Source organism: Kribbella sp. NPDC049174, assembly GCF_043197365.1.
Lineage (GTDB): Bacteria > Actinomycetota > Actinomycetes > Propionibacteriales > Kribbellaceae > Kribbella.
In genome coordinates, this window is record NZ_JBICSZ010000004.1 from 93617 (window position 1) to 111995 (window position 18379).

General features: G+C 68.6%; 19 protein-coding genes. 7 read left to right on the forward strand and 12 right to left on the reverse strand.

Annotation, left to right across the window (positions count from 1 at the left end; genetic code table 11):
* Positions 1–83: 83 nt before the first annotated feature.
* From ACGFIF_RS22475 to dprA, 3 genes are read left to right on the forward strand one after another with little or no spacing between them, the layout of a single operon-like run.
* Positions 84–440: a YraN family protein gene (locus ACGFIF_RS22475; protein WP_393156963.1), complete on the forward strand. Its 357-nt coding sequence runs from the start codon at positions 84–86 to the stop codon at positions 438–440.
* Positions 440–2017, forward strand: a complete 1578-nt coding sequence (locus tag ACGFIF_RS22480; protein ID WP_393156965.1) for a YifB family Mg chelatase-like AAA ATPase — start codon at positions 440–442, stop codon at positions 2015–2017. Before ACGFIF_RS22475 ends, ACGFIF_RS22480 begins: the two co-directional genes overlap by 1 nt.
* The gene (dprA, locus tag ACGFIF_RS22485; protein WP_393156966.1) at positions 2014–3312 is read left to right on the forward strand and encodes a DNA-processing protein DprA; all 1299 of its coding nucleotides are present in this window, start codon (positions 2014–2016) and stop codon (positions 3310–3312) included. Before ACGFIF_RS22480 ends, dprA begins: the two co-directional genes overlap by 4 nt.
* 207 nt (positions 3313–3519) lie before the next feature.
* On the opposite strand, the gene ACGFIF_RS22490 is transcribed toward dprA, so the two are convergent.
* The 11 genes from ACGFIF_RS22490 to ACGFIF_RS22540 all read right to left on the reverse strand — a co-directional run bounded on the left by ACGFIF_RS22490 (position 3520) and on the right by ACGFIF_RS22540 (position 11804).
* Complete coding sequence (locus ACGFIF_RS22490; RefSeq protein WP_012922325.1) at positions 3520–3843, reverse strand: DUF2469 domain-containing protein; 324 nt, start codon at positions 3841–3843, stop codon at positions 3520–3522.
* A gap of 76 nt (positions 3844–3919) precedes the next feature.
* A complete protein-coding gene (locus tag ACGFIF_RS22495) occupies positions 3920–4618 on the reverse strand; it encodes a ribonuclease HII (RefSeq protein ID WP_393156967.1) in 699 nt (232 codons plus the stop codon).
* A 238-nt stretch (positions 4619–4856) separates the two neighbouring features.
* Positions 4857–5624 (reverse strand): signal peptidase I, encoded by a 768-nt coding sequence (gene lepB / locus ACGFIF_RS22500; protein WP_393156968.1) that lies wholly within the window; start codon positions 5622–5624, stop codon positions 4857–4859.
* Positions 5621–6250 (reverse strand): signal peptidase I, encoded by a 630-nt coding sequence (gene lepB, locus ACGFIF_RS22505; protein WP_393156969.1) that lies wholly within the window; start codon positions 6248–6250, stop codon positions 5621–5623. Before lepB (ACGFIF_RS22505) ends, lepB (ACGFIF_RS22500) begins: the two co-directional genes overlap by 4 nt.
* 144 nt (positions 6251–6394) lie before the next feature.
* A complete protein-coding gene (gene rplS, locus ACGFIF_RS22510) occupies positions 6395–6754 on the reverse strand; it encodes a 50S ribosomal protein L19 (RefSeq protein WP_131355015.1) in 360 nt (119 codons plus the stop codon).
* Positions 6755–6909: 155 nt separating this feature from the next.
* On the reverse strand, positions 6910–8109 hold the full coding sequence (gene trmD, locus ACGFIF_RS22515; RefSeq protein WP_393156970.1) for a tRNA (guanosine(37)-N1)-methyltransferase TrmD: 1200 nt from the start codon (positions 8107–8109) through the stop codon (positions 6910–6912).
* Positions 8109–8657: a ribosome maturation factor RimM gene (rimM, locus tag ACGFIF_RS22520; protein ID WP_393156972.1), complete on the reverse strand. Its 549-nt coding sequence runs from the start codon at positions 8655–8657 to the stop codon at positions 8109–8111. The genes trmD and rimM overlap by 1 nt, the downstream gene beginning before the upstream one ends.
* A gap of 90 nt (positions 8658–8747) precedes the next feature.
* Complete coding sequence (locus ACGFIF_RS22525) at positions 8748–8999, reverse strand: RNA-binding protein (RefSeq protein ID WP_393157656.1); 252 nt, start codon at positions 8997–8999, stop codon at positions 8748–8750.
* 5 nt (positions 9000–9004) lie between these two features.
* On the reverse strand, positions 9005–9541 hold the full coding sequence (rpsP, locus tag ACGFIF_RS22530; protein WP_393156973.1) for a 30S ribosomal protein S16: 537 nt from the start codon (positions 9539–9541) through the stop codon (positions 9005–9007).
* 170 nt (positions 9542–9711) lie between these two features.
* Positions 9712–11055: a 6-phospho-beta-glucosidase gene (locus tag ACGFIF_RS22535; RefSeq protein WP_393156975.1), complete on the reverse strand. Its 1344-nt coding sequence runs from the start codon at positions 11053–11055 to the stop codon at positions 9712–9714.
* Positions 11052–11804 carry a DeoR/GlpR family DNA-binding transcription regulator gene (locus ACGFIF_RS22540; RefSeq protein WP_393156977.1) on the reverse strand — a complete coding sequence of 251 codons (753 nt, stop codon included), beginning with the start codon at positions 11802–11804 and terminating at the stop codon, positions 11052–11054. The genes ACGFIF_RS22535 and ACGFIF_RS22540 overlap by 4 nt, the downstream gene beginning before the upstream one ends.
* 126 nt (positions 11805–11930) lie before the next feature.
* On the opposite strand from ACGFIF_RS22540, the gene ACGFIF_RS22545 reads away from it, so the two are divergent.
* The 4 genes from ACGFIF_RS22545 to ACGFIF_RS22560 all read left to right on the forward strand — a co-directional run bounded on the left by ACGFIF_RS22545 (position 11931) and on the right by ACGFIF_RS22560 (position 16017).
* Positions 11931–12881 carry a carbohydrate kinase family protein gene (locus ACGFIF_RS22545; RefSeq protein WP_393156979.1) on the forward strand — a complete coding sequence of 317 codons (951 nt, stop codon included), beginning with the start codon at positions 11931–11933 and terminating at the stop codon, positions 12879–12881.
* Positions 12882–12885: 4 nt separating this feature from the next.
* Positions 12886–14175, forward strand: a complete 1290-nt coding sequence (locus tag ACGFIF_RS22550) for an ABC transporter substrate-binding protein (protein WP_393156981.1) — start codon at positions 12886–12888, stop codon at positions 14173–14175.
* Positions 14176–14242: 67 nt separating this feature from the next.
* Positions 14243–15193, forward strand: a complete 951-nt coding sequence (locus tag ACGFIF_RS22555) for a carbohydrate ABC transporter permease (protein ID WP_393156983.1) — start codon at positions 14243–14245, stop codon at positions 15191–15193.
* Positions 15193–16017, forward strand: a complete 825-nt coding sequence (locus ACGFIF_RS22560) for a carbohydrate ABC transporter permease (protein ID WP_393157658.1) — start codon at positions 15193–15195, stop codon at positions 16015–16017. The genes ACGFIF_RS22555 and ACGFIF_RS22560 overlap by 1 nt, the downstream gene beginning before the upstream one ends.
* Here the strand turns inward: ACGFIF_RS22560 and ACGFIF_RS22565 are convergent.
* Positions 15983–18379, reverse strand: coding sequence for a caspase family protein (locus tag ACGFIF_RS22565; protein ID WP_393156985.1), 2397 nt, complete (start codon positions 18377–18379; stop codon positions 15983–15985). The two genes, ACGFIF_RS22560 and ACGFIF_RS22565, sit on opposite strands and share 35 nt — an antisense overlap.

An 18379-nucleotide genomic window follows, 5' to 3' on the forward strand; every position in this document is an offset into this window, starting at 1 on the left:
CCTTTTGGGTTGTCCACAACCCAAAAAGTCGCGTCCGAATCGGTACCTGATCCCGGCATGTTCTTAGCCGGAGGTGGTTATCGATGCGGACCAAGAACGCAGTCGGGCGGTACGGCGAAGATCTCGCCGCGAGGTATCTCACGGCCGAAGGTTTCGTCATCCTCGAGCGCAACTGGCGCTGCGAGCTGGGCGAGATCGACATCGTCGCGCGGGACGGCGACGCCCTGGTCGTCTGTGAGGTGAAGACCCGCCGCGGGCTCAACTACGGCAGCCCGCTGGAGTCGATCACCTACCGGAAGCTGACCACGCTGCGGAAGCTGGCCGGCCGCTGGTTGCAGACCCACCAGCTCAACCCAGGCACGATCCGGATCGATTTCGTCGCGATCCTCTTCGACCACAACTCCCCGCCGCGCGTGGACCACGTGAGGGGCGCGGCCTGATGCCTCTCGCACAGACATGGTCCGTGGCCCTGGTCGGTCTCGAAGGGCACCTGGTCGAAGTCGAGGCCGACATCGCGCAAGGCCTGCCGAAGACGACCTTGATCGGTCTTCCGGACGCGTCCTTGTCCGAGGCGCGCGACCGGGTTCGCGCCGCGGTGGTGAACAGCGGCGAGCGATTCCCCGACCGCAAGGTCACCATCGGCCTCTCGCCGGCGACGCTGCCCAAGACGGGTTCGCACTATGACGTCGCGATCGCATGCGCCTTGCTCACGGCGGCAGGTGTGATCGAGACCGGTTCGTTGCGACAGACCGCGATCATCGGCGAGCTCGGTCTCGACGGCCGGATCCGCGAGGTCCGTGGTGCGCTCGCGATGACCTTGGCCGCCGCCCGATCCAGCTTCGAGCGCATCATCGTGCCCGAACTGAACGCCGGCGAGGCGCGCCTCGTCCCCGGTATCGAGGTGTACGGCGTGCGATCGCTGCGGCAGGTGGTTGCGATGCTGCGCGGGACCGAGATCCCGGACGAGGAACCGCCACGGGCCGAGCCGCGGTTGCTGTCGGAGTCGCTGACGCGGGTGCCTGAGGTCGATCTGGACGACGTCATCGGCCAGCGCGAGGGCCGGCGAGCAATCGAGGCGGCGGCGGCCGGAGGTCACCACCTCTTCCTGCACGGCCCGCCGGGTTCGGGCAAGACGATGCTGGCTGAACGGCTGGCGGGGCTGATGCCGGACTTACGCACGGACGACTCGCTGGAGGTGTCCGCTGTGCATTCGCTGGCCGGGCTGCTGACCAACGACGCCGAGCTCGTGGTCCGGCCGCCGTTCATCGCGCCACATCACACGGCTTCGCTGTCCAGCCTCGTCGGGGGTGGCTCGGGCATGCCCCGGCCGGGAGCCATCAGCTGTGCGCACCGAGGAATCCTGTTCATCGACGAGGCGCCCGAGATGCATCCGCTGACGCTTGACACCCTGAGGCAGCCGCTGGAGTCGGGGTACATCGAGGTGCACCGTTCGGCGGCAGTCGCCAAGTTCCCGGCGCGGTTCATGTTGGTGCTTGCGGCCAACCCTTGCCCCTGCGGGCTGGCCGGCGCAGCCGGTGGGATCTGCAACTGCACGCCACAGGTGCTGGCGCGTTATCAGCAGCGCATCAGTGGTCCGATCAAGGATCGCATCGACATCCAGCGCCAGATCCTTCCAGCGGCCCGCGGGACCGCCGACGGCGAGAGTTCCGAGTCGACAGCGACCGTGGCCCAGCGCGTGCAAGGAGCTCGTGACCGACAGACCGTTCGCTATCGCGGCCTCGGCTGGACCCTCAACAGCGAGGTTCCAGGGCCGGTCCTGCGCCGCGAGTTCCCGTTGGATGCCGCTAGCCACAAATTGCTCGAAGACTTGTACGCGGCCGGCCGACTCACGGCCCGCGGCTTCGACCGCGTCGTCCGCCTGGCCTGGACGCTGGCCGATCTCCAGGGCCTCGACCTACCCACCGTCGAGCTCACCCACCAAGCCTTCCAACTCCGCACCGGCGAGCCTCTCACCGACCTCGCCGACGCTCGCCCTCTCAAAGGAACCGCCGCATGACCACGAACTGCACCCTCAGCTCTGATCTCGTAGACCACGCTGCTCCCGCCGGTGGCGCACCACCGTCCGGGGTGGCGCAGGAAGCCTCAGCCCGGGTAGACGAAGCGGGTGTCGGAGGCACCGGCGGGTCGACGGGTGCGGCGGTTGCCGGCGCGGACGACAGAGAACGACTGGCTCGAGCTGGACTGTCTCGGGTCGTCGAACCCGGCGATCTCGCGGCGTTGAAAGCCTTCGAAGGCCTTGAGGCGCTGGAGATCTGGGAACTGCTTCAGCAGGGAGCTCCTGGGACGGAGCGATGGTCGACTCGGCTGGCCGAGGTCGAGCCGGAGCGCGATCTGGAGCGGGCGGCGGCCGCCGGCGCTCGGTTCGTGATCCCGGGAGACGACGAGTGGCCGGAGCAGGTGGAGGTGCTCGCGGACGCCGGGCAGTTGACGCGGCGGGCCGGAGTGCCTTTCGGGTTGTGGGTGCGAGGGCAGGCGAATCTGCGACAGGTGCTCACGCGGTCCGTCGCGATGGTGGGTGCTCGTGCGTCTTCGTCGTACGGCGAGCATGTCGCGGCTGAGCTGGCGTCCGGGCTGTCGGACAACGGGATTACGGTGGTGTCCGGGGGCGCGTACGGGATCGATGCGGCGGCTCACCGGGGTGCGCTGGCTGACTCGGGTGTGACGGTCGCAGTGCTGGCGTGTGGGGTTGATGTCAGCTATCCGAAGAGCAACTCGGCGCTCTTCAGCCGGATCGTGGAGGACGGGCTGGTGGTGAGCGAGCTGCCGCCGGGGTGTTCGCCGACGAAACTCCGGTTCCTCGCCCGCAACCGGCTGATCGCCGCGGGAACGCTCGGCACAGTCGTGATCGAGGCGGCCGTTCGCAGTGGCGCGTTGAACAGTGCCGGCTGGGCCGAGCAGTGCGGTCGCGCGGTGCTCGCCGTACCGGGCCCGATCACCTCACGCATGTCCGAAGGTGCCCATCTCCTGGTCCGCGAACGCGACGCCGTGCTCGTCACCAACGTGGCCGACATCATCGAGGCGATCTCGCCGCTCGGCACCCGCCTCACGCCGTACCCGCAAGCCCCGAAGAGCCCGACAGACGACCTCCACCACGACCTCCGCCGAACCCTCGACGCAGTTCCCGTGGTCAGCCCCGTCCCCGTCACCCGCATCGCCACGACAGCCGGCCTCGACCTGGCGACCACCCAACAATGCCTGGAGACCCTCGCCGACCTAACCCTCATCGAACACACCGAAACCGGCTGGCGCCTGACCCCAACCACCCCACCACCAACACCCCCGACCCCGTAACCGCGCGATCGGAAGAAGTCAGCCTCACCGGGCTCAGCCGACCTGAGGCTCATCCAGCAGGACGACGCCGGCTGGTGCCCACGACTGCTCGCGGCGTACACTCCGCGCCTCTGCCGAAACCACGCCGCAGTCTGCCCCGCCTCACGTGGAGTCGTCAGGCCCCGGCGGCCTCTCCGTGGCGGCGGCGTGCGCAGGATCGAGGGCGGATCAGCGGCCGAAGTCGGAGTCTTTCGGGACTTCCAAGTCGGACTTGGCGAGTTCTTCGATGTTGACGTCGCGGAAGGTGACGACCTTGGCGTTCTTGACGAAGCGGGCGGAACGGTAGACGTCCCAGACCCATGCGTCGGCCATCGTCACCTCGAAGTACACGTCGCCGCCCTCTGTGCGGACCTTCAGGTCGACCGCGTTGCAGAGGTAGAACCGCCGTTCGGTCTCCACTACGTACTTGAAGATCCCGACGACGTCCTTGTACTCCCGATAGAGCTGAAGCTCCATATCGGTCTCGTACTTCTCGAGGTCGTCAGCGCTCACGCCTCCACCTCGCTAGCGCTCGGTTCCGGCCTGAGCGCCAATGCGGCTGTGTTGTCTGTTCGCTCGCTACGCTCGCTCATCGGCTCTCCACTCCGGTGGGACTGGTCACATTCTGTCCCATATCGGGCCGCAGACTGCGGCGGACATTCTCGAACCGCCGTCTGTGTTGCGGGCACGGGCCGTATTCGTCCAGTGCCGCCTGGTGTTCAGGCGTGCAGTAGCCCTTGTGGATCCCGAAACCGTATTGCGGGTACACCTGGTCCCAGTGCTCCATCACCCGATCGCGGGTCACTTTCGCGATCACAGACGCCGCGGCGATACAAGCCGCCACGCGGTCACCCTTCCAGATCGCCAGGCCCGGGACACCGAGACCGTCCACACCGAACCCGTCGGTCAGCACGTACGCCGGCCGCACGTCGAGCCGGAACAGTGCGCGGCGGAGCGCCTCCACGTTCGCGACGTGCATGCCGAGGCGGTCGCACTCGGTGGACTCGATCGAGACGACCGACCAGGCCAGGGCGCGCTTGCGGATCTCGTCGTAGCAGCGCTCGCGGGCCTTGGCGGTGAGGAGCTTGGAGTCGGCGAGCTCGGGGATCTGGCCGCGCTTACCGTCCGGCAGGATCACCGCGGCGGCGACGAGCGGACCGGCGCAGGGTCCGCGGCCGGCCTCGTCCACGCCGGCGATCGGATCCAGGCCGACGCGGCGCAGCGCCCGCTCGTACCCGTACAACCCGGCATCCCGCCGCACCGTACTCCCCCGAGGCAACGCACTCATCCAACCCTCCGAACTCCACCCACAAATCCCACCCTAGGCACCCCAGACAGCTGGTGCCGCAGCCGGGGTGAGCCGGGTGTGGAGGCTGGTACCAAAGCACACCAGCCGAACCGCTCAGCAGGCCGGTGGGGCTTGTGGGCTGGTGCTGGGCCACAGCGGGCGGCGTGCTTGGAGGTGTGGGTGCGGAGGACTGCCGGGGCCGGGGGGCGGGGAGAGGGTTGGGGCACCGGGGGCTCGCTCACTTCGGGGGTGCGGTGAGGGAGATGGAGGGTTTGGCCGGGGGCGGTTCGGCCGCGGGCGGGACGGATTTGAAGGTGTCGGGGACGCCGAGTTTGCTCCAGCGGCTGGCCGGCCAGACGACCAGGACGGCTCGGCCGGTGATCTTGTCCATCGGGACGAAGGCCGCGTCGCCGGGGTTGCCACCCTCGGCATCGGTGTCGCTCAGGTGGACCCGGGAGTCGCCGGAGGCGGACCGGTGGTCGCCCATCACGAAGACCCGTCCGGCCGGGACGGTGACCTGGAACTCCATCTGCGAGGGCGCATCGCCCGGGTACAGGTAGCTGGTCTCCTCGAGCGGCTGGCCGTTGACCAGCAGCCGGCCCCTCTCGTCGCAGCAGGCGACCTTGTCGCCCGGCATACCGACGAGCCGCTTGATCAGGTGACCGTGGCTGGAGTCCGGGAGCAGGCCGACCACCTCGAAGAACCGGCCGACCGAGCCGCGCTTCTGGCCGCTCTCCTCCGGGCCGAGCCAGCCGCCCGGGTCCTCGAAGACGACCACGTCGCCGCGCTTGACGTCGGTGAGCTTCTCCACCACGACACGGTCGCCGACCAGCAGGGTGTTCTCCATCGACTCGCTCGGGATGATGAACATCTGCCCGACGAACGCGCGCAGGATCGACGAGACGATGAGTGCCCCGACCACGATCAGGACGAACTCACGGGCGGCCGCGGCGAACCCCGAGCGATGGGCGGGTTTCTCCGGCGTCTTCGTCGGTGTATCGGTCACTTCTTCAGCCCCGGCTTCTTGAAGGTTTCCGGAGGACGCAGCATCGTCATCCGGTCAGACGGCCAGATTACGCAACAAGCCCGGCCAACCACGTTCTCGACCGGCACGAACCCGCCGCCGGGGCCGCCCATGTGGGCGCGGGAGTCGGCGGATTCGGCCCGGTTGTCGCCCATCACCCACAGGTGGCCGGGCGGTACTTGCACGTTGAAGGGCTGCAACGACGGCTTGGCGTCCTGGAGCAGGTACTCCTGCTCGTCGAGCGGGATGCCGTTCACGGTGATCCGGCCGGCCCGGTCGCAGCAGATGACCCGGTCGCCGCCGATACCGATCACCCGCTTGACCAGGTGACCCTCGCCGCTGCGCGGCAGGATGCCGACGAACTCACCGACCTTGCGAAACGGACCGGGCTCGACCTGCTCCTCGTTCAGCCAGTTGCCGGGGTCCTTGAAGACGACGATGTCGCCGCGATCGACGTCGCGGTGCATGTAGCTGATCTTCTCGGCCAGGATCCGGTCGTTCGTGGTCAGCGTGTCGTACATCGACTCCGACGGGACGTAGAACGCCTCCGCGACAAACAGTCGCAGTACCACCGTGATGACGAGTGCGAGCGCCGTCACGGTGCTCATCTCGACGAGCAGACTGAGCAGCGGGTTGCGCTGCTTCAGCCTGCGGTGACGTCCCTTGCTGCGACGTGCCCTCCTGGCTACCGGGCGAGGGCGAGCGCGAGTCGCAGTGCTCGGCGCCATAGGTGACCGTCGTCGCTAAGACGCTCAGGAGGCCGGGACGTCCCGCTTCTCCTTGATCTTGGCTGCCTTGCCGCGCAGCTCGCGCAGGTAGTAGAGCTTAGCCCGGCGGACGTCGCCGCGGGTGACGACCTCGACCTTTTCGACGATCGGGGTGTGCAGCGGGAAGGTCCGCTCGACGCCGACACCGAAGCTGACCTTGCGGACCGTGAAGGTCTCCTGCAGGCCACCACCCTGGCGCCGGATGACGACACCCTGGAACACCTGGACGCGGGACCGGTTGCCCTCGACGACCTTGACGTGCACCTTGACGGTGTCACCGGGACGGAAGGCGGGGATGTCGTCGCGCTTGCTCGCGTTGTCGAGCTCGTTCAGGATGTTGCTCATCAGGTGTCTCTTCCTCGCGCGTGCCACAGGTCACCCACGAAATGTCGGTGGTGAGAGTCATTCGAGATGCTGCCGAGCGGTGGTCACCCCCTGTGGCAGGAGCACCGAAGGGCAGCAGCGAACAATCTTGCCACACCGCCCCAGCGACAACGAAATCAACGGCGGCGCCGACGCTTGGTGAGCAAGACGAGCTCGACCTTCGCCGTCTGCCGCTCCCGTCGTACCTCTCGGTAACCGGCTTTCTGGTACAGACCGAGGTTGCGGTCACTCTCCGCACCGGTCGACAGCTCGTACGACGTGACTTCGGCAGGCGCGAGCTTTTCGGCCACCCGGAGTAGCCGGGTGCCCAGACCACGACCCTGCCAGTCCGGGGCGACGATGAGCCGGCCGATCCGGGCCACGGAGCCGTCCACGGTCACCTGGACCGAGCCGACGATCCTGGTGCCCGCCACAGCCTTGAGTACGCCGCCCTGCTTCAGCCGCTCGACACTCCCCGCCGGGTCCTCCACCAGAGGCGGGATGGACAGGTCACCGTAAGCCCGTCCCTCCGACAGGAAGGCGGCCAACTGCAGTGTGTGGATCTCCCCCGCGTCGGCCTCGGTAGCGGGCAGCAGGCGGACCTGCGACGTCGCATCGTCCTTCGCGGCGACCGCATCGCCCCACGCCGCGAGCAGATCAGGCCGGCGCTCGGCAGTACGCCGTACCGACTCCTCATGACGCCAGGTGGCGATCAGGCCGTGGTTTCCCGACAGCAGCACGTCCGGTACGTCGTACCCGCGCCAGCTCGGCGGCTTCGTGTAAACCGGGTACTCCAGCAGGCCGTCACCCGAGTGCGACTCTTCGGACAGGGACGCCGGGTTGCCGATCACGCCAGGCAGCAGGCGGGCAACTGCCTCGACCATGACCAGAACGGCGACCTCACCGCCGTTGAGCACGTAGTCGCCGATGGACACCTCGTCGACCCGCATCCGCTCCCCCGCGTACGACGTGACGCGTCCGTCGATGCCCTCATAGCGGCCGCACGCGAAGGCGAGCCATGGCTCGGCTGCAAGCTCGTACGCGAGCTCCTGAGTGAACGGGCGACCGGCAGGGGTCGGCACGATCAGTCTGGGCTGTGCGGGGCCGTCAGGGGGTGCGATGGCGTCGAGGGCGTCTCCCCACGGCTCTGGCTTCATCACCATGCCCGCGCCACCGCCGTACGGGGTGTCGTCGACGGTCCGGTGGCGGTCGTGGGTCCACTCGCGCAGGTCGTGCAGGTGGATGGCCAGCAGACCGCTCTTCGCCGCCTTGCCGACCAGAGATACGTCCAGTGCGGCCAGGTACTCCGGGAAGATCGTGACGACGTCCAGTCTCATCAGTCCGCGCCTGGCTCGGTCGGGACCACCTCAGCGCCCTCCGGGTCCAGAAGGCCGGGCCGGTCCGCGACTACGACGTACCGCTTGTCGACGTTCAGCTCGGGAACGAGCTGCTCGACCAGCGGCACCAGTACGGCGTTGCCGGCCGGACGGCGGATCTCCAGCAGGTCCTGCGAGGGGAGGTGGACCACGTCGATGACCTCGCCCGCCTCGGCGCCGTCAGTCGTGCGAACGGCGAGGCCGATCAGCTCGCGGTCGTAGTACTCGTCCGGGTCCTCCGGGCGCTCGTCCTCGTCGATCTCGGCCTGCACGACCAGATTGCGCAGTTGCTCGGCCGCCGTACGGTCCGGGACCTCGGCGAACTTCACCAGCAGCCGCCCGCTGTGCCACCGGCTGGCCGCCACGGTGAGGGTCCGAGGCACCTTGGAGGTTGTGACGACGGTCGCGCCGTCGGCGAACCGCCGGTCCGGCTCGTCCGTCCGGACGTCCACACCGACCTCGCCCTTGATCCCATGTGGCCGGCCGATCCGCCCGACTGTCACCAACACCCGCGAAACCCTTCTGCTCTACCGATGACCTGAGGATATGGCGAAGGGCCGCACCCGCGACGGGTGCGGCCCTCCAGGAAGTACTGCGAGTCAGCGGCGCGGGCGCCGGTTGACCTCGTCGACGAAGTCGATCCGGATCGACGACTCGGAGCTGAGTGCACCGACGACGGTCCGGATCGCGGTCGCGGTCCGGCCGTTGCGGCCGATCACCTTGCCGATGTCGTCGGGGTGCACGTGCACCTCCAGCGTGCGACCACGCCGCAGGTTCCGGGCCCGGACGCTGACGTCGTCGGGGTTGTCCACGATGCCTCGGACCAGGTGCTCGAGCGCCTCGGTCTCCATCATGGTCAGGCCTTGGCGTCGTCGGCCGGCGCGGCCTCGGCCGGGGCCTCAGCGGCCTCCGCCTTCGGGGCCTCGTCGGCAGCCTTCGGGGCCTCGTCGGCCTTGGGCGCCTCGTCGGCGGCCTTCGGCGCGTCGTCCTTCTTCTCGGCCGTCTTCTTCGCCGCGGACTTCTTCGCGGTGACGGCCTCGGTCTTCAGCGTGCCGTGCGCCTCGGCCAGGGCCTCGTTGAAGACCTCCTGCTTGTCGCGCTTCGGCTCCTTGACCCGCAGCGGCGCCGGAGCGGCCTCGCCCTTGAACTTCTGCCAGTCGCCGGAGGCCTTGAAGATCGCCTCGACGGCCTCGGTCGGCTGCGCGCCGACGCTCAGCCAGTACTGCGCCCGGTCCGACTCGACGTGGATGAACGACGGCTCGGTCTTCGGGTTGTACTTGCCGATCTCCTCGATGGCCCGGCCGTCGCGCTTGGTCCGGGCGTCCATCACGACGATGCGGTAGTGCGGCGCACGCTTCTTGCCGATGCGCTTCAAACGGATCTTGACTGCCACGTTTCGGGGGTCTCCCTTGGAATACATGTCTGGGTGAGCAGCACAGCGTCGTGGGGACAACGGGTGACCACTCGAATGGGCCGGCCAGGCAGTGGAGTTAGAGGGCTGCACAGAACCTGGACGGACTCAGCAGGCCATTGTGCCAGATCCGTGGGTTTGCAACCAATCCGTCACTGCCGGAAGGGCGCCAGGCCGGGGAGTTGCTCGGCGTAGGCGTCGAGGAGCTTGCCCGCGGCGGTGACCGAGTCGATCAGCGGGTGCCACGCGAAAGCGCGCAGCGCGGCGGCTCGGGAGCCTCCGGCGGCAGCCTCGATGGTGGACCGCTCGACCGCCTTGACCGCGCAGACGAGGCCGGCCTGATGATCCGTCAGTTGCGACACGGTGACCGGCAGTGGACCGTTGGCGTCGACCGTGCACGGGATCTCGACGACCGCGTCGTCGTCCAGGTGATGCAGGACACCCCGGTTCCGCACGTTCAGGATCAGCGATGCCCGCTCGTTGTGGGCGATCGCGCGCATCAGCGACAGCGCGACCTGCTCGTACCCGCCGGCGGCCATGTCCCGCTCGTCCCGCTCCCCCGCGTCGGCGACCTCACGGCTCTCCACCATGTACGTCGACTCACGCTCGGCCCGGGTCTTCTGCCACAGCTCCAGCGCCTGCTCCGGATGCTGAGCCGTCTCCGCGTAGAACGCGGACTGCTGCTCGAGCAGGAACGTCCCGCGCGTCTGCTGCACAGCCTGTACGGCGGCCAGCGTCTCGCGAGCGAAGTAGTAGTAATGCAAGTACTCGTTCGGGATCGACCCCAGCGACCGCAACCAGTCCGGCCCGAACAGCCGCCCCTCCTCGAAGGACGCGAGCGCATCGGCCGATTCCAACAGCGAAGGCAAGTGATCGACCCCGCCGGACCGGAGTCCCCGCAGCCAACCCAGGTGATTCAGCCCCGCGTAGTCGTAGAACGCGGTAGACGGATCCACCCCGAGCGCCAGCGCCACCCGCCGCCCCAGTCCGGACGGCGAGTCGCAGATCCCGATCACCCGGTCACCCAGGTACGGGATCATCGCCTCGGTCACCATGCCGGCCGGGTTGGTGAAGTTGATGACCCACGCCTCCGGCGCCACCGCGGCCACCCGCTGCGCGATCGCGACCGCCACCGGCAGCGTCCGGAGCCCGTAGGCGATCCCACCGGCGCCGACCGTCTCCTGACCCAGTACGCCGAGGTCCAGCGCGACCCGCTCGTCGACGGTCCGCCCTTCCAGCCCACCGACCCGGATCGCCGAGAACACGAAGTCCGCACCCCGCAGCGCCTCGTCCAGGTCCGTCGTCTCGGTCACCACCGGCGCATCCGGAACCGACACGGCCTGCTGCCGCAGCACCGCCCCGATCGACGCGAGCCGGGAAGAGTCCGTGTCGAAGAGCACCACAGAGGTGATCCGGCCGGAGCCCCGGTCACCGAGCAACGCCTGGTAGACCAGCGGCACCCGGAACCCACCGCCGCCGAGGATCGTCAGTCTCACGCCAAAACCACCTCTACGCCTGCCTCTGTCAGTTGGGCCCGGGTTGCCTCGTCGGCGTCGGGCTCGGTCACCACCATGTTCAGCTCGCCCGGCTCACAGACGCGCGCGACGCCGTGCCCCGGGAACTTCGTCGCATCCGCGAGCAGCACCACGCGGTCGGCGGACTGGATCATCGCCCGCTTCACCGGTACCTCGATCATCGTGCTGTCCATCACCCGCCCGTCCGGCCGGACGCCGCTGGTCCCGAGGAACAGCCAGTCGACGTGGATCTGCCGCAGACTCTCCTCGGTCAGATACCCCACCAGCGACCGGTAACTCCGCCGGACGAACCCGCCGAGCACGATCAGCTCGATCTGCTCGTCGTTCTGCAGCTCCTCCAGGACGGCGAGATTGCTCGTCACCACCGTCAACGACCGGCCGTGCAGATGCTGCGCGACCCGCAACGCGGTGGTCCCGATGTCGAGCAGCACCGACTCACCGTCGGTCACCAACTCCGCCGCGCGCCGCGCGATCCGGTCCTTCTGCGCGGCATGTACGGCGTTCACGTCGGCGAACGGCTCGTCTCCGCCGTCGACCGCGAGGGCACCGCCGTACACCCGGGTGAGCCGGCCCTCGGCATGGAGCTGCTCCAGGTCGCGACGGATCGTCGCCTCACTCACGCCGAGCCGCTCGGCCAGCACTTTCACGCCCCCGGCCCCATCGGCCCGAAGCGAGCGAACGATCTGATCCTGCCGCTGCTTTGGCAACACGGAGAGACCGTATCACGCAAACTCCGTCATTTTCAGTCACATTTGTGATCAGGTATTGCGCATCCTGAGCATCCGATTCAAGATTCATGCACGAGTTTGATCGAGCATGCAGGAGTGTGGGATCGCATGAAGGAGCTGGACGTGGTCGTGTCCGGTCTGGTGTTCCAGGACCTGGTGCTCGGCCTGCCCACTCCGCCGCGTCCGGGCACCGAGGTCTGGGCCACCGACTCGCTCGAGAGCCCGGGCGGGATCGCCAACTTCGCGGTCGCGCTGTCCCGGCTGGGCCTGCGGACCGGTCTGGCTGCGGCGTTCGGCGCGGACGACCTCGGCGACCGCCTCTGGGACCGGCTCGCCGATGGTGAAGGCATCGATCTGACTCTCTCCCGCAAGCTCGCCGGCTGGCAGACCCCGCTGACGGTGGCCCTTGCCTATGACAACGACAGGGCACTGGTCACCCGGGGCACCCCTCCCCTGCTGTCGGCCGACGAGCTGATCACCGCGCCGCCGGTCGCCCGAGCCGTCGCCGCCCACATCGGCCCCTGGCCGAACGAGTGGCTGGCGAAGGCAAAGGCGGCCGGCTGCGTGGTGTTCGCCGACGTCGGCTGGGACCCGTCGGAGCAGTGGGACCCGCAGGTGCTCGACCAACTGGAGCACTGCGACGTGTTCCTGCCGAACGCCGGTGAGGCGATGAACTACACCCGGACGGACACCCCGGAGCAAGCCCTCGAACGACTGGCCGAGCTGGTGCCGCTCGTCGTCGTGTCGAACGGTGCCGACGGTGCGCTGGCGCTCGACGCCGCCACCGGTGAGCGGGTCGTCGTACCGGCGTATCCAGTACAGGCGGCGGACACCACCGGGGCGGGTGATGTGTTCGCCGCCGGCTTCATCGCCGCCACGCTGTGGGACCTGCCGCTCGAGCAGCGGGTCCGGTTCGCCGCACTCGTGGCCGCGCTGTCAGTGACCCGGCTCGGTGGTGCCGACGCGGCGCCCCACTGGGCCGACCTGACCGCGTGGCAGGCCGCCCACCCCGAAGACCACCACCTCCAAGCGCTGATCAGCGCCCACTCAGGAAGGTAGAACCATGGAGCTCTCACGTCGGACGCTGCTCGCTGGGGGCTTCGCGGCCGTGCTCGGCGGTACGGTCGTCGGCTGTTCGTCCGGGATGGACACCGGGACGGAAGCGAAGAAGAACACCGCCACCACACTGACGCTGTGGTGCTGGCCCGGCGGCCTGGGCAAGTCGGTGGTCGACGACACCATCGCGCACTTCCCCGACCCGACGATCAAGTACTCCGAGATCGGCGGCGACTTCAAGCAGAAGCTGATCACCACCTTCAACGGTGGCACCGGCATCCCGGACATCACCGGGATCAAGGGTGAGGACATCGCCTCGATGCTGCCGCAGGCCGAGCGGTTCGTGGACCTGAAGACGGTCGGTGCGGACTCGGTGCTCGGCGACTACGTCGAGTGGAAGGTCAAGCAGGCCACCACTCTGGACGGCAAGGTGATCGGTCTCCCGATCGACATCGGGCCGACCGCGCTGTACTACCGCGAGGACGTGTTCACCAAGGGCGGTCTGCCGAGCGACCCGGCCAAGGTGGCCGAGCAGCTGAAGACCTGGGACGACTTCTTCGCCGCCGGTGTGGAGCTGAAGAAGTCGAACCCGAAGGCCCTGATCGTCTGGGACGCCACTGACCTGTACGACATCGTCGTCGGCCAGGGCACCGAGCGGTACGTCTCCAAGGACAACGCCTTCATCGGCGACCAGGACCACATCCGCAAGGCCTGGGACACCGTGGTCAAGGCGATGACGCTGAAGATCGACGGCAAGACCGCGAGCGGTTCGCCGGACTGGAACGCCGGCCTCGACCAGGGCACGGTCCCGGCCCACGTCGGCGCCGCCTGGGTGGCGCTCGACATCAAGTCCGCGGTCAAGTCCAGTGTCGGCAAGTGGCGGCTGGCCCCGACCCCGAGCGGCCCGGCCAACTTCGGCGGCTCGTTCCTGACCATCACCAAGAACGCGGCCGACCCGGCCAAGGCGTTCGAGGTGATCAAGTACATGCTGAACCCGGACAACCAGGCCAAGGCGTTCGCCGACGCGCAGATCTTCCCGGCCACACCGGCGTCGTACGACAAGCCGCAGCTGAAGGTCGCGGATCCGTTCTTCGGCGGCCAGGTGCCGATCGACGTGTTCGGCCCGGCGGCCAAGTCGATCCCGGTCGCCTACGAGGCCCCGGCCGACGGTGCGGTCGCGCAGCCGTTCAAGGACGAGCTCAAGACCGTGCAGTCCGGTGCCAAGACCTCCGACGCCGCCTGGTCCGCCGCGGTCTCGAAGGCGAAGGCGATCGCCAAGCGGCAGGGGGTGCAGTGACAGTGTCATGGCCACGCCTCCGGCGCGGAATGCTGCCTCAGCTCCTCAGTCCAGGCCGGGAGGCCCCATGACTGGAACTGCGACAGTGCCGGCCGCGCCGACCGAGCCGCTGACCGGGCCTTCCACCGGTCAGCAGCGCGGCCGGCGGGTCTGGTCGTACTGGCGGTTCTACCTGGCCCTGTCGCCGTTCTACATCCTGTTCGCGGTGTTCGGGCTGTACCCGATGCTGTCCACGATCGTGCTGGCGTTCCAGCGCTGGGACGGCCTCAGCCCGCGCCGGTTCACCGGGATCGACAACTTCCGGTTCCTGGTCGAGGACCCGACGTTCTGGCTGTCGCTGGAGAACACCGTCGTGCTGTTCTTCATGTCGACCGTCCCGACGCTGGCCATCGCGCTGGTGCTCGCGGTGATGCTGCAGTCCGCCGTACGGTTCACCAACGTCTACCGGATCGGCTACTTCATCCCGAACGTCACCTCGCTGGTCGCGATGGCGATCTTCTTCGGTTCCGTGTTCAGCACCAACTTCGGCCTGGTCAACGCCGCGTTGCGGTCGCTCGGCATCCCTGAGCAGGACTGGCTCGGCCAGCCGTGGGGCATCAAGATCGCGATCTCGACGATGATCGTGTGGCAGTGGGTCGGGTACAACACGCTCATCTATCTGGCCGGTCTGCAGGCGATCCCCAAGGAGCAGTACGAGGCGGCCAAGGTCGACGGCGCCGGCGCGACGCGCACGTTCTTCTCGATCACGCTGCCGCAACTGCGCCCCGTCGTACTGTTCACCGTCGTCATCTCGACCATCGGCGGACTGCAGACCTTCACCGAGCCGCAGGTGATGGTCGGCAACAGCGGTGGCACCGGGCAGAGCGGCATGACGGTCGTCCTGTTCTTCTACCGCGCCGCCTTCCTGGACAACGACTACGGCTACGCGGCCGCGATCGCACTCAGCATCTTCATGCTCGTGCTGTTGTTCACGGCAATCAACTGGCGAATCTTCCGCGACAGGGGTGAGACCAAGTGATGCGCTACCGCTGGCGCGGGATCGCGCTGCACGCCGTCCTGATCGTCGCCCTGCTGGTGTTCATGTTCCCGTTCGCCTGGACCATCATCATGGCCACGAACAGCACCGCGGACATCTACCGGTTCCCGCCGAAGTTCACCTTCGGCTCGCAGTTCGACGACAACGTCCGGCACGTGCTGGAGAACGTCGCGTTCTTCCAGTCGATGGCCAACACCGCGGTGGTGGCCGTCTCGACCACGCTACTGGTGCTGTTCTTCGACTCGCTGGCCGCGTTCACGTTCGCCAAGTTCCGGTTCCCGGGCCGGAACACGCTGTTCGTCGTCCTGCTGGCGACGATGCTGCTGCCCGCGCAGCTGGCCGCCGTACCGCAGTTCCAGACGATGGCGCTGCTCGGCTGGGTCGGCTCGCTGAAGGCACTGATCATTCCCGGGGCGGCGAACGCGTTCGGCATCTTCTGGTTGCGGCAGTACTTCCAGAACTCGATCCACGACGAGCTGGTCGAGGCCGCGACGCTGGACGGCTGCGGGTTCTTCGGGGTGTACCGGCATGTGGCGCTGCCGTCGGCCCGGCCGGCGTTGGCGTTCCTCGGCATCTTCACGTTCGTCGCGTCCTGGAACGACTACATGTGGCCGCTGATCGTGCTCACCAACCCCGATCACCTCACCCTGCAGGTGGCGTTGTCCACGCTGAACCGCAGCCACGGTGTCGACTACAGCATGGTGATGACGGGTGCGCTGATGGCGATGGTGCCGCTGGTGATCGTGTTCGGGATCTTCGCCCGCCAGTTCATCAAGGGCGCGACCGAAGGCGCCATCCGCGGCTGAGCACACCGGCGACGACGAGACCGTTGCCGACAAGCCCGGTCAGGAAGACAGGCGGCGATTCCCCCTCGGTGAGCGCGGGGATCACCGCGACGATGTTCAGCAGCGCGTACGTCACCGCGGCCGCGGCGAGCCAGGTTCGGGCCCTCGCCTCGGTCGCGGCCAGCGCGAGCCAGGCGATGCCAACCGTGACGAACGACTCGAACACGGCCAGCCAGGTGACGTCGAAGAAGGCCCAGCCGTCGGGCTGATTGATCAACGGCTGGACGAGCAACAAGATGCCCCCGGCAACGACCAGGACCGCGGCGGGCAGCCAGACCGGCCACACCGGCCATCTCCCAGGCCACAGCACGATCAGGAGTACGACGGCCATCAGGGCAGCGACCGCGGTCGCGCCGACCCAGGCGGCCGTCTGGTCGTACGAGATCCCGCCGGCGAGGACCAGCAGACCGTCCTCGAGCACGGCCGCGGCACAACCGGCCACGACCCCCAGCGCGATCGGCCCCACCCACCGGGCGACCAGGCTCGCCACCAGCGCGGTGACCGACGCGAGGATGAGCGGGTCACCCCAGCTCCGCACCACGGACCACCCGGTGACCTCGTCGTCCTTCCAGAGATAGCGAGATTCCGCCGGTCCCGGCCAGTTCAGTCTGACCAGCACCACCGCGCCGACGACCAGTACGGCGATCGCCCACCACGGCGGAACCCGAGACGACTCCTCCCCCAGCGCACCGGGCGCCGGCTTCTCCCCCTGCGGAGCAGGTGCCGGCTCCCCCGCCACCAGAGCAGGTGCCCGCTGTTCCGCCACCGGAGCAGGTGCCGACTTCTCCGCCACCTGAGCGGGTGCCCGCTGCTCCGCCACCGGAACTGGCGCCGGCTCCTCCCTCACCAGAGCAGGTGCCGGCTGCTCCGCCACCGGAACTGGTGCCGGCTCCTCCCTCACCGGAGCAGGTGCCGACTTCTCCGCCACCTGAGCCGGTGCCAGCTTCTCCCTCGCCGGAGCGGGTGCCGGCTTCTCGGCGGGTCGCTGGGTCCGCGTCTGCAGGAGCGGTGCCACGTGCGGGGGCTCGGGTGTTGGTGCTGGTGTTGGTGGTCCGGGCTCTGGTTCGGGAGGCGGTGGCGGCGGCTCGGACTCGGTGTCCGGCATCGTCAGCCGCACCGGGACCGTCAACTCACCGGTCGGCCCGCTGACGACCACCGCCGCCTCACCGTCCGCCGGCGACTCCGCCCGGACCCGGATCAGTGCCCCGTCCTGCTCGACCCTGAGCCACTCCGCCGTGGACGAGGCCACCGCGGTCAACGCGATCGGCGGCCCCTCCAGCCGCAGCTCCCCCGACCCCGTCGTACCAAGATCGAGCTCAGTAGGCGTGACCCGTGGGATGGCTCCCTCGAGCGCCTCCGCAGCAGCGAGACCGACCCGCCGGCTGTCGTCGTCCGCCATCGGCCCCAACGCCTGCCACGCGCCGTACGCCTGGCTCAGGTCATTCCCGGCCAGCCGCTCGCGCAGATAGTCGACCACGCCGAATCTTGCTGCCGGCAACGGACTCTCCATCGCCTCGAGCAGCTCCGGGGCGAGCGGTGCCGGGGTGATCCGGCGGACCCGGCTGCGGGCCAGCAGGAGTTCGCCCTGGGAGCCGAAGGTCCACATCTGCGGGTTCTGGTTCGGTGTCACCCGGTGGACCCGATCGGTGACGTATCCGACCAGTTCGGTCAGGCCGACCCACCCGTCACCGTCGCGATCGGCCTCGCCGGTGGACAGCCCGTCCACGACCGCGCTGGTGAACACCGACGGCGCGGACGCGTCCGACGCGAGCTGCCCGCCCTCGAAGGCGTACTCCATCGCGCTGGACGCCGTCACCACCACCCGCCCTCGTCCACCGCCCACCTGCTCCTGGCCCGCGAAGGCGTCCCGCACCTGCGCCTCACCGGCCGCGCGCACGACCATGCCGCGCGGAAAAGCGCCGCCGTAGCAACAATCGAGGAACAAAGCGATCCGCTGGGCCCGGCTGTCGGCCATCTGCCGGTTGACGAAGTCCGCCGCCACCGCGGTCGAGGCCAGCCGGGTCGGCTTGGTGTCCGCGACAGCCAGGAAAAGCTCGCCCGCTGCGTTCTTCAAGCCGTGGCAAGAGAAGTGGAGCATCAGCAGATCCTCGGGCGCCCGGTCCGCGAAGAAGTCCTCGACGGCGAACCGGATCTCCTGCGCCGCCGCATTGTGCAGGACCTGCACCTCGAAGCCGCCGACCGACGGATCCGCCAGTACCTCCGCCAGCGCGGCCGCGTCCTGGGCCGGCGCGACCAGGGCGCGCAGGCCCGGGTCGTCGTACTGGTCGTTCGCGATCACGAGCGCGACGCGCGAGCCGTCCAT